The organism is Streptomyces tauricus (assembly GCF_014650955.1).
GTDB lineage: Bacteria > Actinomycetota > Actinomycetes > Streptomycetales > Streptomycetaceae > Streptomyces > Streptomyces tauricus.
This window is the reverse complement of sequence record NZ_BMVY01000022.1, coordinates 105667-125008: the sequence shown is the minus strand read 5'-3', so window position 1 is coordinate 125008 and position 19342 is coordinate 105667. Positions and strand designations below refer to the sequence as shown.

The window sequence follows — 19342 nt, the reverse complement described above, 5'->3', positions numbered from 1 at the left end:
CCCCTCGGGAACGCGCCCCTCGGGAACGCGGCTCTCGGGAACGCGGATCTCGGGGACACCGGACCGGAGCTGCCGGACGAGCCGGAACCGGCTGGCGGGACCCCGGGCGGTCTGACCGGCGCCGCCGTACAGGAGGTGCGAGGCGCATGAAGCTGGAGATCGACGACATCCGGGTCGGCTACCACCGCAGTCTCGTCCTGCACGGCGTCTCCGTCGAGGTGCCGGACGACGGTGTCGCGGCGGTGCTCGGGCACAACGGCGCGGGCAAGAGCACCCTGCTGCGGGCGGCCGTCGGACTGCTCACCCCGTCGGGCGGCGCGATCCGGCTCGACGGCGAGGACGTCACCCGCCGCAGGCCCCACGAGCGCGTGGCCCGCGGTATGGCGTACGTGCCGCAGGGGCAGCAGGCATTCCCTCATCTCACCACGGCGGAGAACCTCCAGCTCGTCGCCGACGGCCGCAGGCGCGGGAAGGCGGCGATCGCGGAGGCGCTGGACCTCTTCCCGGTGCTGCGCACCCTGTCGACACGGCGGGCGGGGCTGCTGTCGGGCGGACAACGGCAGCAACTCGCCATCGCGCGCGCCCTGGTGACGGACCCCCGGATCCTGCTGCTCGACGAGCCGACCGAGGGCATCCAGCCCTCGGTCGTGGCGGAGATCGAGGAGACGATCCTCGCCCTGGCCGCGCGCGGCGGGCTCTCCGTGCTCCTCGTCGAGCAGCACGTGGGGTTCGCGATGCGGGCGGCGCAGCGGTACTACGTCCTGGAGGCGGGGCGGGTCACCTCGTCGGGCGAGGGGGGCCAGGACGCCGAGCGGTCGGTGCGGGAGGCGCTGAGCGTATGAGCGGCCCGCTCACGGCCCGGGCCGTGTGAAGTACTCGGCCCGGACCCGGCGCAGCCAGGCCTCGGCGGGGGCCTCGTCGGCCTGGTCCGGCAGGGCGCTGCGGGTCTCGTCGAAGGCCGCCTCGTACCGCTGGAGCAGGGGCAGCGCGACCATCGCGTCGGCCGCCACCTGCTCGCCGAAGCGGTGGTAGTCGTCCGGGTCCTCGATGCGGATGGTCAGGGCACCGGTGGCGTACAGCTCGAAGCCCTGGTGGCACAGGCGCCGCAGATGGCGGGCGTGCTTGGCGGTGCGCCTGCGGGTGTCCGCGGAGGAGGGGCCGTCCCCGCGGTCGTAGAGCCGCTTGAACTGCTGGGTGGCGTACCCGAGGTAGGCGTCGCGGACCCGTTTCGCGGAGAGCAGGGTCGTGCGGATGCCGATCAGCTCGTCGCCGAGCGGGGTGCGGACCTCGTACAACTCGTCGGGCAGCCAGACCAGTTCCGTGACGGTCGGGTTGCCGCCCAGGGCGAGCCTGCACCACTTGGCCGCTTCGTGGAGGGTGTTGTCGGGCTTGGTCGTGACGTGGGTCTCCTTCGGCCCGTGCAGGCCGTGGAAGTCCTCGGTGGGGGCGGCGAACATACCGAGCCGGTCCACGTCGGAGCCCTCGCGGGCCAGTCCGTACGCGGTCGAGCCTACGATGCCGGACAGCAGGACGTTCTTGACGGTCACAGCCGTCCCCCCTCTCCCCCGCCGTCCCGCTGCCTTGTGCGAGCCGGGCGGCTCGCACAAGGTCATCACCCGGGCGGCGGTCGCGTACAGCGATTTTCCGGGGCGCGGGGCGGCCGCCGGGGGGCTCAGCTCGCGAACGGCACCTGCGCCGAGGGGGCGGACCGGGCGGCGAACGGGTGCTGCCACAGGCCCTGTGCGGCGAGCCGGGGCAGGACGCCCTCGCCGAACCAGTACGCCTCCTCCAGGTGCGGGTAGCCGGAGAGCACGAACTCGTCGATGCCGAGGCGGTGGTACTCGGTGATGCGTTCGGCGACCTCGTCGTGGCTGCCGACCAGGGCGGTGCCCGCCCCGCCGCGCACGAGGCCGATGCCCGCCCAGAGGTTGGGGTGGATCTCCAGCCCGTCCCGGTTGCCGCCGCCGTGCAGGGCGAGCATGCGCTGCTGGCCCTCGGACTCGCTGCGGGCGAGGCCTGCTTGTACGGACTTCACGGTCTCCGGGTCGAAGCCGGCGAGCAGTCGTTCCGCCTCCGCCCAGGCCTGCTCGGAGCTGTCCCGGGTGATGACGTGCAGCCGGATGCCGAACCGGACGGTGCGGCCCTCCTTCTCGGCCAGCGCGCGCACCCACGCGATCTTCTCTGCGACCTGGGCGGGCGGCTCGCCCCAGGTGAGGTAGACGTCCACATGCTTGGCGGCGACCTCACCGGCGATGGGCGAGGAGCCGCCGAAGTACACCTCGGGGACCGGGTCGGGCACGCGCGCCAGTTTGGCGTCCTCGACCTTCAGGAACTCGCCGTCCAGGTCGACGGTCCCGCCCTCCCACAGGCCCCGGACGATCTGCAGGAACTCGCCGGTACGGCGGTAGCGGGCGTCCTTGTCGAGGAAGTCGCCGTAGGCGCGCTGCTCGTGGCTCTCGCCGCCGGTGACGACGTTGAGGAGGAGCCGTCCGCCGGACTGGCGCTGGAAGGTGGACGCCATCTGCGCGGCGAGCGTCGGCGAGACGAAGCCGGGCCGGAAGGCGACCAGGAACTTCAGCCGCTCGGTGTGCTGGCTGACCATCGCGGTGGTGAGCCAGGCGTCCTCGCACCAGGCCCCGGTGGGTGTCAGCGCGCCGACGAAGCCGAGGTCCTCGGCCGCGCGGGCGATCTGACTGAGGTACGCGACCGTCGGCGGCCGGTCCCGGCCGGACACCGTGGCCGGGGTGCCGTGGCCGCCCCCGACGACATGGCGGCTGTCGCCGTTGGTGGGCAGGAACCAGTGGAAGGTGAGGGACACGGGTGCGTTCTCCGATCGGGGCGCGGGCGGTGTGAGGGGGCGGCTCTTCGCGTGGGGGGCGGCTTTTCAGGTGGGGGGTGGCTCTTCGGTTTCCGGCTCAGGGGACTCCGTCGTGTTCAGAGGAGTCCGTGGCGCGGTGGCAGGGTGCCGTTCAGTACGTACCGGCCGATGTGCTGGATCTTCCAGCGGGGCGGGTCGTGCAGGGTGTGGGTGCGTGCGTCACGCCAGTGCCGGTGCAGGTTCAGGGAGTTGAGGGCGGACCGGGTGCCGGACACCTCGAAGAGCGCGCTCGACACCTCGACGGCGGTCGCCGCCGCGTGCGCCTTGGCGGCGGCCACCGCGACGGACGCCTCGGCGGCCGACTCCTCGGTGAGGCCGGCGCGGGCCGTGTCGACCGCGCGGGCCGCCGCGCCGAGCAGCGCCTCGGTGGCCCGCACCTGGACGGCCAGTTCCCCGAAGCGCTGGATGAGCAGCGGGTCCTCGGCCGCGGTGTCGACTCCGCTCTCGAACCACGGGCGGCTCTTCGTGCGGACGAAGTCGACGGCCTCGGCGAGGGCGCCGGCGGCGATCCCGGCGTCGATGGCGGCGTGCAGCAACTGGGCCACCGCGCCGTGGAGTTGCGGTCCCCGGAAGGTGAGATGGTGCGGGAGGACCCGGTCGGCGGGCACGGGCACGGCATCGAGCCGGACGGTACCGCTGGCGGTGGTGCGCTGGCCCATGCCGTCCCAGTCGTCGACGACCTCAAGGCCCTCGGCGTCCCGGGGTACGTACGCGACGTGCAGGTCGTCGTCCTCGGTGCGGGCGAGGACGGGGATCCAGTCGGCGAAGAGGGCGCCCGTGGAGTAGTGCTTGACGCCGGTGAGGACGTACGAGCCGTCCGGCCGCCGTTCCAGGCGGGTGCGGATGTCCTGGACGTGTTTGGTGCCGGCCTCCGACTGGGCGTTGCCGAAGCGGCGCCCGGCCAGTACCTCGCCGAAGAGGAACGCCCGCTGTTCCGGCGTTCCCTGACGGCGGATCACGTTGACGTACACGAAGTGGCTCTGCGGGATCTGGGCGAGGCTGGCGTCGGCGGACGCGAGGAGGCGGAAGATCTCGGCGAGCGTCTCCTGGGTCACGTCGGCGCCGCCGTGCTCGGCGGGCACGGTGACGGCGAGCAGACCGGAGGCGGAGAGCCGGTCCAACTCGGCGCGGGGAAGCCTGCGTTCGGCGTCCCGGCCGGTGGCCCCGACCCGGAAAACGTCGGCCAGGGCGGCTGCCACGGCCAGGGCTTCGGCGTCGTCGGCGATGACCGCGGCCGTCCCCCGCACGGGGGTTTCCGCCGGGAGCCGCGCGCCGGTCTCCTCGGAGATCTGTGTGGACATGGTCAGCTCGCCGCGGCCAGGACCGGCCGGCGGCCCAGCGCCTCGGAGAACTGGTCGAGCACCTGGGTCAGCGCCTCGGTCGCCGCGGGCGCCACGGTGAGTCCGCCGTCCTCACCGACGACGATGTCCTTGTCGAGGGTGAACCAGCCCTGAACGATGTGTCGGGCACCCATGGAGCTGAGGACCGGGCGCAGCGCGTAGTCGATGGCCAGCACATGTGCGGTCGTCCCACCGGTGGCCAGGGGCAGCACGGTCTTGCCGGTGAGGGCGTACTGCGGGAGCAGGTCGAGCAGCGCCTTGAGGACCCCGGAGTAGGCGGCCTTGTAGACGGGGGTGCCGATGACGACACCGTCGGCCCGGGCGACGAGGGCGGTGGCCTCGACGATCGCCGGATGCCGGAAGTCGGCGCCGAGCAGGGCGTCGGCGGGGATCGTACGGACGTCGAGCGGGATCACCTCGTGGCCCTGTGCGGTCAGCCGGTGGTCGAGGTGGCGCAGCAGGCGGTTGGTGCGGGAGGAGGCGGAGGGGCTGCCGGAGACGGACAGGACGGTGGCCATGGGTCCTCTTTCGGGACGGGGGCCCCTCGGCGTGGGAGGCGCCCCGGACGGGATCGGTCAGGAGTACCAGGTGGGTTCGGGCAGCTCTCCTTCGAGGACCCGGCGGCCGACCTCGCGCCGCTTGTAGGCGACCGGGTCGTGGAGGGTGTGGATGCGGACGGTGCGCCGGCGGGCGGCGGTGGCGAGAACGGCGGCCGCCTCGGTGACGCGGTCGATCCACTCCTGGGCGGTTTCCGGGGCGGGGCGGGTCTGCGGGTCGGCGGGCGTGACGGTGCTTATGGGGAACTCCTGTTGCGGGAATTCGGGCAGGCCGAATTCAGGGGGCCGATTCAGCGGCGTCCGCGGCGTCCGCTCATTGGCGTCGGCGGCGTTCGGTGAATCGTCGAATTCGGGCGGCGGAATGCGTCGCACGGCCAGCGACAGCGATCGGCGGCGGCCGGGAGCCTTGGGGGGAACGTGGTGGGGCGCGGCGGGCCCGGCGATTCGGGCCGCGGATCCGGCGGATCAGGCCACGGAGCAACAGGCGGCGCTGGAGACGCGCGCGAGGTCGACATGGCGTCGCCGCGTGAGGTCCAGTCGCATCATCATGTGTTCGATCGTGGCAGCCGGCGGTCCGGACCGTCAAGGAATACCCGATCGGTCTCGTATCCCGGACCGGCGAATTTCACGAAGGCGTGACAGGGAAACCCTTGAACAGGGCAGTACGGGCCCCGCATTGTGACCGGGTGCGCATAGAGCAGCTGGAATACATCACGGCGGTCACCCGGCTCGGCTCACTGCGCCGGGCCGCCGAGGAACTCCACCTCTCGCAGCCCGCGTTGAGCGAGACCGTCCGCAACCTGGAGCGTGAACTGGGGGTCGACCTCCTGGAGCGGAAACGCTCCGGGGCGAAGATGAGCGCGGAGGGGCGGGAGCTGCTGCCCCACATCATCAACGTGCTGGAGGCGGTGGACCGGTTGCGGGGCGCCGCGGGCGAGCAGCACCGCATCAGCCGCATGGTGCGCGTCGGCACGGTGAACGCGGCGACGGTCCCGCTCCTGTTCCCGGCCGTGCGCGAGTTCCGGGCTGCGCACCCGGAGACCCAGGTGGAGGTGGTGGGCGCGCAGCAGTCGGACATCCACCGGACCCTCCTGGAGGGCGGCTTCGACCTGGGTCTGGTGAACCACCTGGAGGGCGACGACGTGGCCGCCGACTTCGAGTACACGGAACTGCTGTGGGGGCGGCCGGTCGTGTGTGTGCGGCCCGACAGTCCACTGGCGTCGCTGTCCGTGGTGAGCGTGCCGGACCTGCTCGCCCAGCCGCTCATCGCCATGCGCTCCGGCTATGTGATGAACCGGTTCGTGCACCGGCTCCTGGGCGACCGTGAGCCGTCCTTCTCCTACTCCACCGACGGCGCGGAGATGGGCAAGCTGATGGTCGCGGAGGGGCTGGGCGCCACGGTGCTGCCCGACTTCAGTGTGATCGACGATCCGCTGACCCGGCAGGGGGCGATCACCTGCCGGCCACTGGCCGGCGACTCTACGCGGGTGCTGCTGATGCTCCAGCGGCGCAGGGCGGACTCGGTGCCTCGGGCCGCGCACGATCTGCACGAGGTGTTCGTGCGCCGGGCGGCCGCACTCGGGGGAACGATGTCCGAAGCCGTGCGCCCCACGGCCTGACGCGAAGCCGTCCGCGGGCGGAGGGCCGGTCGTCGTCAGTCGTTCTCGTGCGCCGGGACCACCACAAGAAACGCGTCCGACTCCAGATCCATCACCACGGCCGCGGGCTCGCCCTCGGCCCGACGACGCGCCGCGTACTCCTCCGCGGGCCACGATCCGCGCGGGGCTCCCGCGGGAAACTGCTCCAGCACCTTCGCACCCATGACGACCGACCTTCCGTGTGAACCGACGTCTCTGCAGAAACTCGTCTGCCCCCGATCGCCCCGCACATGTACCCGTACGCCCCGGACGCTCATGACCCGGATGACCCGTATGGCCCGTGTGGCCCACTCGGCGCATCCGTGGAGGGCCGGCGCGGGGAAGGGATCACGAGGAGGCCAGCGGACAGAGCCGGACAGGACGACCAGAAGGGCCACACCACCATGAGCGGTGACGACACCGGAACCGGGCTGCGCTGCCTGGTGACGGGCGCGACGGGGTACATCGGCGGCCGCCTGGTCCCGGAGCTCCTCACCGAGGGGCACCGGGTGCGCTGTGTGGCCCGCTCCCCCGGCGCGCTGCGGGACCATCCGTGGGCCGGTGACGTCGAGGTGGTACGCGGCGACGTCACGGACGCCGAGTCGGTCGCCGCCGCGATGCGGGACATCGATGTCGCGTACTACCTGGTGCACGCGCTGGGCACGGGCAAGGGCTTCCAGGAGACCGACCGCCGGGCCGCGCGGATCTTCGGGGAGCAGGCCCGCGCGGCGGGCGTACGCCGGATCGTCTACCTGGGCGGACTCACCCCCGCCGGAGTGCCCGAGCGGGAACTCTCGCCGCATCTGCGCTCCCGCGCCGAGGTCGGGCGCATCCTCCTCGCCTGCGGTGTCCCGACGACCGTGCTGCGCGCGGCGGTCATCATCGGCTCGGGCTCGGCCTCCTTCGAGATGCTGCGGTACCTCACCGAACGGCTGCCGGTGATGGTCACCCCCAACTGGGTCCACACGCGGATCCAGCCGATCGCGGTGCGGGACGTCCTGCGCACGCTCGTGGGCAGCGCCCGGATGCCGGACGACGTCAGCAGGACCTTCGACATCGGCGGCCCGGAGATCCTGACGTACCGGGAGATGATGGTGAGGTACGCGACCGTCGCGCGGCTGCCCCGGCGGCTGATCGTGCCCGTGCCCTTCCTGACCCCGCGGCTGTCCAGCCACTGGATCGGCCTGGTCACTCCCGTGCCGCGGTCCATCGCCCGCCCGCTGACCGAGTCGCTGCGCCACGAGGTGGTCTGCCACGAGCACGACATCGCCCGGTACGTGCCCGACCCGCCCGGCACCCCGATCCCCTTCGAGGAGTCGGTGCGCCTGGCGCTGCAGCGCATCCAGGACGCCCGGGTCACCACCCGCTGGTCGTCCGCCTCGCTGCCCGGCGTCCCCAGCGACCCGCTGCCCACGGACCCCCACTGGGCGGGCGGCAGCCTCTACACGGACCGGCGCGAACGGGTCGTCGACGCCTCGCCCGAGGCTTTGTGGCGGGTGATCGAGGGCATCGGCGGCGAGAACGGCTGGTACTCCTTCCCGCTCGCCTGGGCGGCGCGCGGGCTCCTCGACCGGCTGATCGGCGGGGTGGGCCTGCGCCGGGGGCGCCGGGACGCGGCCCGGCTGCGGGTCGGCGACTCGCTCGACTTCTGGCGCGTCGAGGAGATCGAACCGGGCCGGCTGCTGCGCCTGCGCGCCGAGATGCGGCTCCCGGGCTTGGCCTGGCTGGAGATGTGCGCGGAGACGGGCGACGACGGCCGCGTCCGCTACCGCCAGCGCGCCCTCTTCCATCCGCACGGGCTGCTGGGCCACGCCTACTGGTGGAGCGTGTCGCCGTTCCACGCCGTCGTGTTCGGCGGCATGGCCCGCAACATCGCGCGCACCGCCGCGAAGACGGGTCCCCCGGCGGCGGCACCGTCGCGCACGCCCGCCGGCTGACGCGGGCCGCCGCACCGGCCGCCCCGCCCCGGCCGCCCCGCGACGGCCGCATCCGTCGGGCGGCCCGGTCCGGAAGTACTTGATGGCCGCCGGCACCGCGGCCCCCGGCTCACCCCCTTCCTCCCCTCCCGGAGTCCCGGAGTCCCGCCATGAACGTCTCGGTCGTCCTGTTCACCTCCGACCTGCGGCTGCACGATCATCCGCCGCTGCACGCGGCTCTCGACGGCTCGCGCACGGTGGTGCCCCTCTTCGTGCGCGACCGGGCGGTCGACCGGGCCGGCTTCGCCGCGCCCAACCGGCTGGCGTTCCTCGCCGACTGCCTGCGGGACCTGGACGCGGGTCTGCGGGAGCGCGGCGGCCGGCTCGTGCACCGCTCGGGCGACCTCGTCGACGAGGTGTGCAAGGTGGTCACCGAGACGGACGCCGACGAGGTGCACATGGCCGCCGACGTGTCCGCCCACGCCCACCGGCGCGAGGAACGGCTGCGAGCCGCCCTGGAGAGCGACGGGCGCCGGCTGCACGTCCACGACGAGGTCGTCACCGCCCTGGCACCCGGCGCGGTCACACCGGCCTCCTCGGACCACTTCGCGGTGTTCACCCCGTACTTCCGGCGCTGGGAGCTGTACCACCAGCGTCCGGTGCTCGGCGCGCCCCGCGCCGTGCGCGTACCGGAGGGCATCGGTTCGGAGCGGCTGCCCACGCGCGGGGAACTGTCCGGCCTGTCCCCGGCGCTCGCCGCGGGCGGCGAGCGCGAGGGCAGGAAGCGGCTCACGGCCTGGCTGCGGAGCGGGGTCCACGCGTACGTGGACGGCCACGACGATCTCGCCGGGGACGCCACCTCGCGCCTCTCCCCTCACCTCCACTTCGGCACGCTGTCCGCCGTGGAGCTGGTGCACCGGGCACGCAAGGCGGGCGGGCCGGGCGCCGAGGCCTTCGTACGGCAGCTCGCGTGGCGGGACTTCCACCACCAGGTGCTGGCCGCGCGGCCCGCCGCGTCCCAGAAGGACCTGCGCACCCGCAACGACCTGTGGCGGTCACCGGACTCGGCCGGGCAGGAGATCGAGGACTGGAAGGCGGGGCTGACCGGCTATCCCGTCGTCGACGCGGCCATGCGGCAACTGCGTCACGAGGGCTGGATGCACAACCGCGGACGCCTGCTGACCGCGAGCTTCCTCGCCAAGACGCTGTACGTCGACTGGCGGGTGGGCGCCGACCACTTCCTCAGCCTCCTCGTGGACGGTGACATCGCCAACAACCAGCTCAACTGGCAGTGGGTGGCGGGAACGGGCACCGACAGCCGCCCCAACCGGGTCCTCAACCCGGTCGTCCAGGGCAAGCGGTACGACCCCCGGGGCGCGTACGTACGGCGCTGGGTGCCCGAACTCGAAGGGCTTGCCGGGGCCGCCGTGCACGAGCCGTGGAAGCTCAAGGGGCCCGAGCGGGCCGCCTACGACTATCCCGAGCCCGTCGTCGACCTCGCCGACGCGCTGACCCGCTTCCGGCACGCCCGCGGGCGCGTCTGAGACGGCGACCGGCCGACCTGTCCCCGGTCAGCCCACCGGTCCGGGCGCGGCGCTCTCCCAGCGGGCCGTGAGGACGGACAGGGCCTCGTTCAGGCTCGGCGGGCGCAGCATGCCCTGGGCCGAACGGCCCGCCCAGCCGGGGCCGCCGAGTACGACCGTCGGATGCCTGCGGGCGCCTCGCACGCCCCACTGCGTGGCGGCGACGTGCCGGGCCAGGGGGAGGCTCGCCGTGGAACGGGCCTGGGCCCACAGGACGACGGCCGCGGGGCCCAGTCGGCGTACCGCCGCGGTGAGTGCCTCCGCCGGCACCGCCGCGCCGAACATCCTGGTGGGCATGCCGTGTTCGGTGAGCGCGGCGTTGAGCGCCTCCAGGGGAAGCGTGTGCTGCTCGCCGGGGACGCAGGCCAGGACCACGGGGCCCGGCGCGCTGTCCGGCAGGGCCGTCCGTGAGACCGGTGTGACCCGGCGGAGCACGGTGGAGATGTGCCAGGACAGCATGTGTTCGACCTCGACATAGCGGTCGCCGGACGACGCCCACTTGCGTCCGACGGCGTGCAGGGTCGGCACCATCACCTCCTCCCAGGCGACGGCGAGACCGTACCGCCGGACGGCCGAGGTCAGCTGGCCGTCCACGGCCGGGGCGTCGAGGCGTACGGCCGCCCTGGCCAGTCCGCGGCATTCCTGGCGCACATCGCCGAGGGGCAGGGTGGCCGCCGCCTGCGAGCGTCGGCCGCTCCCGGACGGCCGGTCGTCGGCCGTGGGCGGCAGGTCCTCCGGTACGGGGGCGCGGTCGGCGGGCGACCGGTCGGCAGGCGCCGGGCGGGTTCCGTCCTGCATGGCCCGGCCCTCGACGGACACCGTGCCGGTGGCTGCCTCCCGGGCGGCGCGTGCCGCCTCGGCGGGTGGCACTCCCGCCGAGGTGAGCCGGCACATCGCCTCCAGCACGGCCACGTCCTGGGGTGTCCAGCGGCGGTGCCGGCCGTCGGCGCGGACCGCGGGACCCAGTCCGTACCGGCGGTCCCACGAGCGCAGCGTGGTCGGCGACACCCCGAGACGGCGGGCGAGGCCGCCGGTCGTCATCCCCGTACCGACCGCCGCGGTCTCCTTCGTATCGGGTTCCGGGAGACCCGGGTCCCCCCTCCGCTCATCCATGGAAACGACTATACGACGCAGAATCGACGCGGTTTGAAGGCTTCGCCCCATCGCTCCCAGGATGACCGCACCGGGCCGCCCGCGCGGCCTGGAGGCCGACGTCCGAGGCGAGGAGCCGTGAGCCATGACCGGACAAAAGACGCCCGCGCAGCTGACCGTTCCCCGGCGGGTGCCGCACGACGAACCACTGACCGACGAAGAGGTGGCCCGGGGCCTGGTGCGCGGCGACGAGGCCTGCCTCGCCGCAGCCCATGACAGGTGGTCGCCCCTGGTGCACACGCTCGCCCGGCGGGCGCTGGGCGACGACAAGGAGGCCGAGGACGTCACCCAGCAGGTGTTCCTGGGCATGTGGCGCGGCCGGCACGGCTACCGGCCCGAGCGCGGCGCGATCGCCGGGTGGATCGTCGGCATCGCCAAGCGCAAGATCGCCGATGCCCTGGCGGCCCGGACCCGCCGGGCCGAGCTCGTCGCGTCGGCGGGGGCCGTCCTGGTGCTCGCCGATCCGGTGGCGGAACGGCCCGAGGCCGTGCTCGACCGGGTGCTGGTGGGGCGGGAGATGGCCAAGCTGCCGACCACCCAGCAGCGGGTCCTGCGCCTCGCCTTCTACGAGGACCTGACGCAGACCCAGATCGCCCGGCGCACCGGTCTGCCGCTGGGGACCGTCAAGAGCCATGCCCGCCGCGGGCTGCACCAGCTGAAGCACGGACTGCGCCGCGAAGTGAGCGGCTGACATGACGGCGATCGGGCCGTTCCGACGGGTACGCACCTCCGGTGACGCAGTTCGACGCAAAAACGATGCATCTTTTTCAGTGCTGCCACAAACCGGACCAACTTCGCTTCACTTCACGTCACCTTCATTTCGAGGCGTGCCTCTTTCGCTTCGGAACGGACCGATGTCACGTCGGTGCATCCGGGCTGCCCGTATCGCCGGAAGACCGGACGGCAAGGAGCGGCACGGCCCGCCGCTCCCGCGGAACCTCCTCCCGGGGCAGTCGGCTGTCCCGGGAGGGGAGGTCGCGTCGGCGTTCGGCCCGCCGGCGCGGCCCAACAGCCCGGGGCGCCGTCCCGGACCATCGACGGCGCCCCGGACTCGGGCTTCGGCCGACGCGCCCCGGCACGGACGGACGGGCAGAGAGATCCGCCCCTGACCAATCCGCCGGCTCCCCGGCAACGGATTCCAGCCGTACGAAGCTCGCCTCCCGGAGGACCCCCTCGTGAAAGAAGCCGTGCACATCGGCAAGAACCCCTCGGCCGAACCTGATCTGCAGGACCTGATGGGCAGCGTCGCCCTCGGTGACCAGCAGGCCTTCGCCGGGCTCTACGACGTCGTGGCGGGCCCCGTCATCGGCGTCGTGCGCGGCGTGCTGCGCGATCAGGCCCAGTCGGAGGAGGTGGCCCAGGAAGTACTGGTCGAGGTGTGGCGCTCCGCCGCCCGCTACCGGCGCGAACGCGGCTCCGTCATCAACTGGGTGCTCACTCTCGCCCACCAGCGTGCCGTCGACCGGGTCCGCTCGGTCGAGGCCTCCGCCGCACGTGAGCACAGGGCGGCCCTGCTCGACCACGCCCCCGAGTACGACGAGGTGACGGAACAGGTGGAAGCCCGACTGGAACGCGAACAGGTTCGGCGCTGTCTGCGCACCCTGACGGAACTGCAGCGTCAGTCCGTGACCCTGGCGTACTACCGCGGCCTGACCTACCGCGAGGTGGCCGAGTCGCTGGCACTGCCGCTCGGCACGGTCAAGACCCGGCTGCGCGACGGCCTCATCCGGCTGCGTGACTGCCTGGGGGTGACCGCGTGAGCACGGTCGACCTGCACACGCTGACGGGCGCGTACGCGCTGCACGCGCTCTCCGACGAGGAGCGGGGCGCGTTCGAACGGCACGCCGCGGACTGTGAGGCCTGCGCGCGGGAGGCGCTCGAACTGAGCGAGACCGCGGCCCGGCTCGGTCTCGCCGTCTCCGTCTCCTCGCCCTCCGCTCTCAAGAGCCGGGTCATGCGAAGGATCACGGCGGTCCGCCAGGACAGCCCGCGCGTCGTGCCCCTGACCCGGCCCCCGGGCGGCGGCATCCGGGCCCGCAGGCTGTCCCGGTGGGCGCTCGCCGCCTGTGTGGCCGGGGTGGCCGCGTTCGGCGGGACGACCGTGTGGCAGTACGAGCGGGCGCAGGACGCGAGTGAGCAGGCCCGGCGGTCGGAGCGCCGTACGGATGCGATCGCGGCCGTGCTGGCCGCCTCGGACGCCAGGACGGCCGGCGCCGAACTGGCGGGCGGGGCCCGCGGCACGGTGGTGGTCTCCAAGAGCCGGGACGAGGCGGTCTTCATCGCCTCGGGCATGGCCGCCCCGCCGAGCGGCAAGGTCTATCAGCTGTGGTTCGACGACGGGGGCACCATGCGGTCGGCCGGGCTGATGGACTCCCACCGGACGGCCGAGGCGGTCCTCCTGGAGGGGGCGGTGGACGGGGCGTCCGGGATGGGCATCACGGTCGAACCGGCAGGCGGCTCGGCCGAGCCGACCTCTGATCCCGTGGCCCTGATGACGTTCCCTGCCTGACCGGACCGACTGTGCCGCTTCCTCCCCGGCGGGGGAGGGAGCGGCACAGTCAGCTTTGCGTGGCCCCTGCGGCCCGGCCTCCGGTGGGCCTCAGCCACTCCGCTTCGGCGGGCGCGGGAAGAAGCCGCTGGTCCTCGCCCGGTACTCGGCGAATCCCGGACGCTCCGCCATGTGCCGCTCCAGCATGGGCTTCCCGCTGCCGTTGACGAGCAGGAAGCTCATCACCAGGGGGGACACCGCGGACACCGCGGCCGCCGCTCCGGAGTCGCAGGCCAGGAGGAACAGGCCCCACCAGACGCAGAAGTCGCCGAAGTAGTTGGGGTGCCGGGTCCAGCTCCACAGGCCGCGGTCCATGATCCTGCCCCGGTTCGCGGGGTCCGCCTTGAACCGGGCGAGCTGGAAATCCCCGACCGTCTCGAAGAACATCCCGACCGCCCACAGGACGACCCCGGCCCACACGAATCCGCTCAGGGGGCCGGACACGTACTGCGCGGCCTGGACGGGCAGTGACACCAGCCAGACGAGGGCGCCCTGCAGCAGGTAGACCATGCGCAGCGCGTAGAGGTCGCGGTTGCCGGGGGCCTTGGCGAGCATCGCGTCGTAGCGCGGGTCCTCGCCGTGGCCCCGGCCGCGCCAGGCGATGTGCGCGGCCAGCCGCAGCCCCCACACCGCGGTCAGGGCGGTGACCAGGAGGCGTCGCCCCTCGTCCCCCTCACCGGCGGAGGCGAGGAACGAGACGAGGGCGACGGCGGTGAAGCCGACGCCCCAGGCGACGTCCACGACGCGGTGCAGGCCCTTGCGGACGGCGACGGCGAAGGTGACGAGCATGACGGTCAGCGCGGCGGCTGCCGCGTAAGCGAGGTTCTGGGCGAAGGCCGCCCAGGGGAACCCGTTCACCGTCCGTCCAGGGCCGTGTACCAGGAGCGCTGCGAGGGCGGCATTCCGCTGTCCCCGCCCGGCGCCGGACGGACGCCGAGGATCTGGTCGACGCCCATGCGTCCCTCCTCGAACGCGAGCGCTGCGCCGACCAGGTAGAGCCGCCACACCCGGGCGGTCTCCTCGCCCACCAGCCGGACGAACGCGTCCCAGTGGTCCTCCAACGTGCGGTGCCAGCCCTCGATCGTGCGGACGTAGTGCTCGCGCATCGACTCCACGGACCGCACTTCGAGGCCGGCGGCCTCCAGCAGCCCGACCGTCCGTCCCATGGGTCTCATGTGCATGTCGGGCGCGATGTACGCCTCGATGAACTCACCCCCGCCCGGGGCGTTGCTCCCCCGGGACATCTGCTGGACGAGGACACGGCCGCGCGGTCGCACCAAGCGGTGCAGGGCGGCGGCGAACGCCGGGTACTCGGCGTCCCCCACGTGCTCGCCCATCTCCACCGTGGCGACCGCGTCGTAGGCGCCGCCGACGATGTCCCGGTAGTCCTGGCACACCACGTCGACCTGGTGCTCAAGACCGCGCTCGCGGACCTGCTCCCGGATGTACGCGGCCTGTTCGCGGGCCAGGGTGACCGCGGTGACCTGCGCCTTGTGCCGCTCGGCGGCGTACAGCGTGAGGGAGCCCCAGCCGCAGCCGATGTCGAGCAGCCGGGCGCCCGGGGCGAGATCCAGCTTGCGGCAGATGAGTTCCAGCTTGGCCCGCTGGGCGTCGGCGTCCGTGAACTCGGCCTCGTCGCTCGTCCAGTAGCCGCACGAGTACGCCATGGTCTCGTCGAGGAGCAGCCGGTAGAAGTCGTTCGACAGGTCGTAGTGGTGGCTGATGGCGGCCCGGTCGCGGGCCTTGCTGTGCAGTCCGCCCCGCAGGCGCGCCTGGGAGGCGGGCGTGGCGGGGCGCGGGCCGACGGCTCCCAGCCGCAGCGCGGTCCGTACCGCCCTGACGCGGTCGGCCGTCGTGAACCGGGGGGCATGCTCGCCCCGCTCACGGACGGCTCCCCACACGGCCCGCAGCGCCTGGGCGAGGTCGCCCTCGACGTCGAGTTCGCCGGTGATGTAAGCCTGGGCGAGGCCCAGTTCACCGGGCTGCCACAGCAGTCGGCGCAGGGCGCGCCGGGAGCGTACGACGACCACGGGGGCGTCGGCGGGGCCGGTCTCGCTGCCGTCCCAGGCGCGCAGCCGGACCGGGAGACGGCCGCCGAGCGCGTCCTCGGCCGGCGCGGCGAGCCGGTGGGCGGCCCCGGGTCGGGCGGGGCGGGCGGTACTCATCGGGACGGGTTCTCCTTCGTGAACAGGTAGTGCTGGACGTCGAGGTAGCCGGAGCGGAACCCGGCTTCCGAGTAGGACAGGTAGAAGGTCCACATCCGGCGGAAGGTCTCGTCGAAGCCGAGGGCGCCGACCTCGTCCGCGCGGGCGGCGAACCGTTCGCGCCACAGGCGCAGGGTCTCCGCGTAGTGCGCGCCGAAGGCGTCGCGGCGGGTGACACTCAGCCGCGTGTGGTCGCGGACGGTCTGTTCCACCGCCTCGACGGAGGGCACCTGGCCGCCGGGGAAGATGTACTTCTGGATCCAGGTGAAGGTGTGGCGGGCGGCCAGCATCCGCTCGTGCGGCATGGTGATGGCCTGCAGCGCGGCCCGGCCGCCGGGGGCGAGGCGGGCGTCGATCGTACGGAAGTAGACGGGCCAGAACTCCACGCCGACCGCCTCGATCATCTCGACGCTCACCACCGCGTCGTACGTCCCGGTGGCCTCGCGGTAGTCGCACAGCTCCACGGAGACCCGGTCGGCGTGGCCCGCCTCGCGGACCCGCTCGATCGCGAGGTCCCGCTGTTCACGGGAGAGGGTGAGGGAGGTGACATGGGCGCCGCGGGCGGCGGCCCGCAGCGCCAGCTCGCCCCAGCCGGTGCCGATCTCCAGCAGCCGGGTGCCCGCGCCGACCTCGGCGAGGTCGAGCAGCCGGTCGATCTTGCGGTGCTGTGCGGTGGCCAGGAGCGGCCAGGTGGCGGGGAAGCCCCGGAACAGGGCCGCCGAGTAGCTGAGGGTGTCGTCCAGGAAGAGCGCGAACAGGTCGTTGGACAGGTCGTAGTGGCGGCTGATGTTGTCGCGGGCGCCGCCGGGTGTGTTGCGCTGGGAGCCCGGCTGCCTGGGGGCCCACAGTCCGCGCAGTCGCTGCAGCGGTGCCGGGATCAGCTCCGCGAGGCTGCCCGCGAGGACGGTGAGTGCGGCGACCAGGTCGGGGGCGTCCCACTCCCCCGCCATGTAGGACTCGCCGAATCCGATCAGGCCCCGGGTGCCGACACGGCGGTGGAACGCCTCCGGGTCGTGGATCTCGACGAGCGGTCCGCCCGCGCCGAACTGCGTCCCGTCGGGGAACCGCACCCGCAGCGGCAGGCGTTCCAGCGCCCGGCGTACCAGGGTCCGGGTGAGAGCGGTCCGGGCGCGCGAGGCACCCGGCCGGTCGACCACGTCCGGCCACAGTTCGGGGTCCGCGTCCATACGCCGTCCGGCGATGGAGCCGGGCTCCGCTGTCCTCATTCGGCACTCTCCTGGGATCGATGACGGGGGCGGGGCTGGACGGGCAGTCCCCGCAGGAAAAGGCGGATGCCGTGGACACGGATGGCGGCCGAGACGGCCGCGGTGGACCACGGGTGGCGCACGGCCTCACGCGCCAGCGCGCCCCGGGTGGCGGGGCGGCGGGTGCCGCGGACGGTCGCGGTGAACGGCCGGCCGCCGTCGCGCTCCAGCCGTACGCTCAGGTCGAGCCGGTCGTCCGGCACGGGCAGACGCATGCGGTAGGCGCCGTCCACGGGGAAGAACGGCGAGACGTAGAACTCCTTGGCGGTGCGCGCCACTCCGGCCTCGTCCGGGGTCAGCAGATAGCTGTGCCGCTCCCCGTAGGTGTTGTGGACCTCGGCGACGACGCAGCGCAGTTCGCCCTGGGGGCCGTGGCACCAGTAGAGGCTGAGCGGGTTGAAGACGTGGCCCAGTACGCGGGCGTGGGCGAGCATCACCACCAAGCCGCCGTCGAGGTGGACGCCGCGGGAGGCGAGGAAGCGGTCGAGGCCCGCGCGGATCGTCGGCGCGCCCCCGCCGAAGTGGTCGCGGGCGTCGAACCCGGCCAACGGGCGCAGGTACCACGGCAGTTCGGGCGGCCGGTCGGGGTCGATGAGCCACAGATAGGTGCGATGGCGCATGGAGTACCGGGTCGGCGCCGTCCGGACGTGGGTGACCTCGCACGAGTAGAGGGCGGGCGTGACCGTGCCGGGGCGGCGGCCGGGCGTGACCGTGTCCGGGCGAGGGACGCGCGTGACCGTCTCCGGGCGAGGGGCGGGCGGGTCGGTGGCCGGGCGAGGGGCGGGGGCGTGGGTCACCACGTCACTCCCAGCGCCTCGGCCGCCGTCACCCCGGAACGGCAGCCGTCCTCGTGGAAACCCCAGCCGTGGTAGGCGCCGGCGTACGCGGTGACGGCGGTGTTCAGCGCGGGGAGCCGCCGCTGCGCGGCCACCGACTCCGGTGTGTAGACGGGGTGTTCGTACACCATGCGGGCGAGGACCTGGTCCGGGTCGACCCGGTCGAGGCCGCCCAGGGTGACGACGTACGTCTCGGGTGCGTCGAGGCGCTGGAGCCGGCTCATGTCGTAGCTGACCCTGACCCGGTCGGCGCCCGCGGCGCACGACGGCATCAGGTAGTTCCACGAGGCGCGCGCTCCACGGGCGCGCGGCAGCGGTGAGGTGTCGGTGTGCAGGAGGGTGGTGTTGCGGGAGTAGCGGAAGGCGCCGAGCACGTCCCGCTCCTGCTCGGTGGGGTCGGCCAGCAGACGCAGCGCCTGGTCGGGATGGACGGCCAGCACCACCGAGTCGTACGTGGCGGTGGTGCCGTCCCCGGCAGTGATCTCGACGCGGTCGTGGTGCCGGCGGACCGCGCGGACGGGGGTCGAGGTGTGCACCGCGTCGATGTGCTTGGCGACCCGGTCCACGTACGCGCGCGAGCCGCCGGTCACCGTGCGCCAAACCGGTGAGCCGCCGATCGACAGCAGTCCGTGGTTCGCCAGGAAGCGGAACAGATAGGCCGCCGGATAGCGCTGGGCCGTCGCCGCGTCGCAGGACCACACCGCCGACACCAGGGGGGTCATGAAGTGCGCGACGAAGTAGGCGGAGAAGCGCTGCCGGGCCAGGAACCCGCCCAGCGTGAGGGCGTCGTCCGCCGCCCCGGCTCCCGCGTCCGCCCGGGCCAGCAGTCGCCGCGCGGCCCGGTGGAAGCGCGGCACCTCGGAGAGCATGCGCAGGTACCGGCCGCGCAGCGCGTTCCGGGGCTGGGCGAGGAGTCCCGCGGGGCCCCGTGCGCCCGCGTATTCGAGGCCGCAGCCGTCGCAGCGTACGGACATGCTCATCTCCGACTCCTGCGTGGCGACGCCGAGTTCGGCGAAGAGCCGGAGCAGGTTCGGATAGGTGCGGCGGTTGTGCACGATGAAACCGGAGTCGACGCGCTGCACCCGGCCGTCCGACGACGTCAGCTCATGGGTGTGGGCGTGTCCACCGAGCCGCTCGTCCGCCTCGTACAGGGACACCCGGTGCGTACGCCCGAGGATGTACGCGGCGGTGAGCCCGGCGACACCCGAGCCGACGACCGCCGTGCGCCGTCCGGGCCCGCCGGTGGGCCCGGCCCGATCGGTCCGCCCCGGTATGCCCTCCCCGTCCCCCGCCGTGGCGTCCGGTGACGCTGCTGCCATCGTGCTTCCTCCCAGCCGTCTCCACTCGGAGTCGTCGTGGGTATTCCGAAGCTGCGACAGGCCCGGATTGGCCGGATGACCTACAGATATATGTACGCATCTCTACA

The 19342-nt window shown here is 73.3% G+C and carries 20 protein-coding genes; 7 read left to right on the top strand and 13 right to left on the bottom strand.

Features of this window, described 5'->3' with window-relative positions; genetic code table 11:
• Positions 1–146 precede the first annotated feature (146 nt).
• A complete protein-coding gene (gene urtE / locus IE278_RS28000) occupies positions 147–842 on the top strand; it encodes an urea ABC transporter ATP-binding subunit UrtE (protein ID WP_189776051.1) in 696 nt (231 codons plus the stop codon).
• A gap of 9 nt (positions 843–851) precedes the next feature.
• On the opposite strand, the gene IE278_RS27995 is transcribed toward urtE, so the two are convergent.
• The 6 genes from IE278_RS27995 to IE278_RS43285 all read right to left on the bottom strand — a co-directional run bounded on the left by IE278_RS27995 (position 852) and on the right by IE278_RS43285 (position 5318).
• Complete coding sequence (locus IE278_RS27995) at positions 852–1547, bottom strand: nucleotidyltransferase domain-containing protein (RefSeq protein ID WP_246570751.1); 696 nt, start codon at positions 1545–1547, stop codon at positions 852–854.
• Positions 1548–1672: 125 nt separating this feature from the next.
• Entirely contained in the window at positions 1673–2818 is a 1146-nt protein-coding gene (locus tag IE278_RS27990; RefSeq protein WP_189776049.1) for an LLM class flavin-dependent oxidoreductase, read from the bottom strand.
• 116 nt (positions 2819–2934) lie between these two features.
• Entirely contained in the window at positions 2935–4179 is a 1245-nt protein-coding gene (locus IE278_RS27985; protein WP_189776048.1) for an SfnB family sulfur acquisition oxidoreductase, read from the bottom strand.
• 2 nt (positions 4180–4181) lie between these two features.
• Positions 4182–4736, bottom strand: a complete 555-nt coding sequence (gene ssuE, locus IE278_RS27980; RefSeq protein ID WP_189776047.1) for an NADPH-dependent FMN reductase — start codon at positions 4734–4736, stop codon at positions 4182–4184.
• Positions 4737–4793: 57 nt separating this feature from the next.
• A complete protein-coding gene (locus IE278_RS27975) occupies positions 4794–5147 on the bottom strand; it encodes a hypothetical protein (RefSeq protein WP_189776085.1) in 354 nt (117 codons plus the stop codon).
• Positions 5148–5240: 93 nt separating this feature from the next.
• Positions 5241–5318 (bottom strand): putative leader peptide, encoded by a 78-nt coding sequence (locus IE278_RS43285; RefSeq protein WP_356543944.1) that lies wholly within the window; start codon positions 5316–5318, stop codon positions 5241–5243.
• 143 nt (positions 5319–5461) lie between these two features.
• On the opposite strand from IE278_RS43285, the gene IE278_RS27970 reads away from it, so the two are divergent.
• A complete protein-coding gene (locus IE278_RS27970) occupies positions 5462–6394 on the top strand; it encodes a LysR family transcriptional regulator (RefSeq protein WP_189776046.1) in 933 nt (310 codons plus the stop codon).
• A 35-nt stretch (positions 6395–6429) separates the two neighbouring features.
• Here IE278_RS27970 and IE278_RS27965 read toward each other — a convergent pair whose 3' ends face one another.
• Complete coding sequence (locus IE278_RS27965) at positions 6430–6597, bottom strand: DUF8839 family protein (protein ID WP_189776045.1); 168 nt, start codon at positions 6595–6597, stop codon at positions 6430–6432.
• Between the two features lie 219 nt (positions 6598–6816).
• Between IE278_RS27965 and IE278_RS27960 the strand changes: the two genes are divergently transcribed.
• A complete protein-coding gene (locus IE278_RS27960; protein WP_189776044.1) occupies positions 6817–8349 on the top strand; it encodes an SDR family oxidoreductase in 1533 nt (510 codons plus the stop codon).
• 149 nt (positions 8350–8498) lie between these two features.
• Entirely contained in the window at positions 8499–9872 is a 1374-nt protein-coding gene (locus tag IE278_RS27955; RefSeq protein ID WP_189776043.1) for a cryptochrome/photolyase family protein, read from the top strand.
• A gap of 27 nt (positions 9873–9899) precedes the next feature.
• Here IE278_RS27955 and IE278_RS27950 read toward each other — a convergent pair whose 3' ends face one another.
• The gene (locus IE278_RS27950) at positions 9900–11024 is read right to left on the bottom strand and encodes a MerR family transcriptional regulator (protein WP_189776042.1); all 1125 of its coding nucleotides are present in this window, start codon (positions 11022–11024) and stop codon (positions 9900–9902) included.
• Between the two features lie 124 nt (positions 11025–11148).
• On the opposite strand from IE278_RS27950, the gene IE278_RS27945 reads away from it, so the two are divergent.
• The 3 genes from IE278_RS27945 to IE278_RS27935 all read left to right on the top strand — a co-directional run bounded on the left by IE278_RS27945 (position 11149) and on the right by IE278_RS27935 (position 13572).
• Positions 11149–11754, top strand: a complete 606-nt coding sequence (locus IE278_RS27945; protein ID WP_189776041.1) for a sigma-70 family RNA polymerase sigma factor — start codon at positions 11149–11151, stop codon at positions 11752–11754.
• A 484-nt stretch (positions 11755–12238) separates the two neighbouring features.
• Positions 12239–12823 carry a sigma-70 family RNA polymerase sigma factor gene (locus IE278_RS27940; protein ID WP_189776040.1) on the top strand — a complete coding sequence of 195 codons (585 nt, stop codon included), beginning with the start codon at positions 12239–12241 and terminating at the stop codon, positions 12821–12823.
• A complete protein-coding gene (locus IE278_RS27935) occupies positions 12820–13572 on the top strand; it encodes an anti-sigma factor (RefSeq protein ID WP_189776039.1) in 753 nt (250 codons plus the stop codon). The genes IE278_RS27940 and IE278_RS27935 overlap by 4 nt, the downstream gene beginning before the upstream one ends.
• A 90-nt stretch (positions 13573–13662) precedes the next feature.
• Here the strand turns inward: IE278_RS27935 and IE278_RS27930 are convergent, their stop codons facing one another.
• The 5 genes from IE278_RS27930 to IE278_RS27910 are packed head-to-tail and all read right to left on the bottom strand — an operon-like array spanning position 13663 to position 19235.
• On the bottom strand, positions 13663–14469 hold the full coding sequence (locus tag IE278_RS27930; RefSeq protein ID WP_189776038.1) for a DUF1295 domain-containing protein: 807 nt from the start codon (positions 14467–14469) through the stop codon (positions 13663–13665).
• On the bottom strand, positions 14466–15776 hold the full coding sequence (locus tag IE278_RS27925; RefSeq protein WP_189776037.1) for a class I SAM-dependent methyltransferase: 1311 nt from the start codon (positions 15774–15776) through the stop codon (positions 14466–14468). The genes IE278_RS27930 and IE278_RS27925 overlap by 4 nt, the downstream gene beginning before the upstream one ends.
• Positions 15773–17041 (bottom strand): SAM-dependent methyltransferase, encoded by a 1269-nt coding sequence (locus IE278_RS27920; RefSeq protein ID WP_189776036.1) that lies wholly within the window; start codon positions 17039–17041, stop codon positions 15773–15775. Before IE278_RS27920 ends, IE278_RS27925 begins: the two co-directional genes overlap by 4 nt.
• Positions 17038–17877 carry a DUF1365 domain-containing protein gene (locus tag IE278_RS27915; RefSeq protein ID WP_189776035.1) on the bottom strand — a complete coding sequence of 280 codons (840 nt, stop codon included), beginning with the start codon at positions 17875–17877 and terminating at the stop codon, positions 17038–17040. Before IE278_RS27915 ends, IE278_RS27920 begins: the two co-directional genes overlap by 4 nt.
• Positions 17874–19235 (bottom strand): NAD(P)/FAD-dependent oxidoreductase, encoded by a 1362-nt coding sequence (locus IE278_RS27910; protein WP_189776034.1) that lies wholly within the window; start codon positions 19233–19235, stop codon positions 17874–17876. Before IE278_RS27910 ends, IE278_RS27915 begins: the two co-directional genes overlap by 4 nt.
• Positions 19236–19342: the final 107 nt, after the last annotated feature.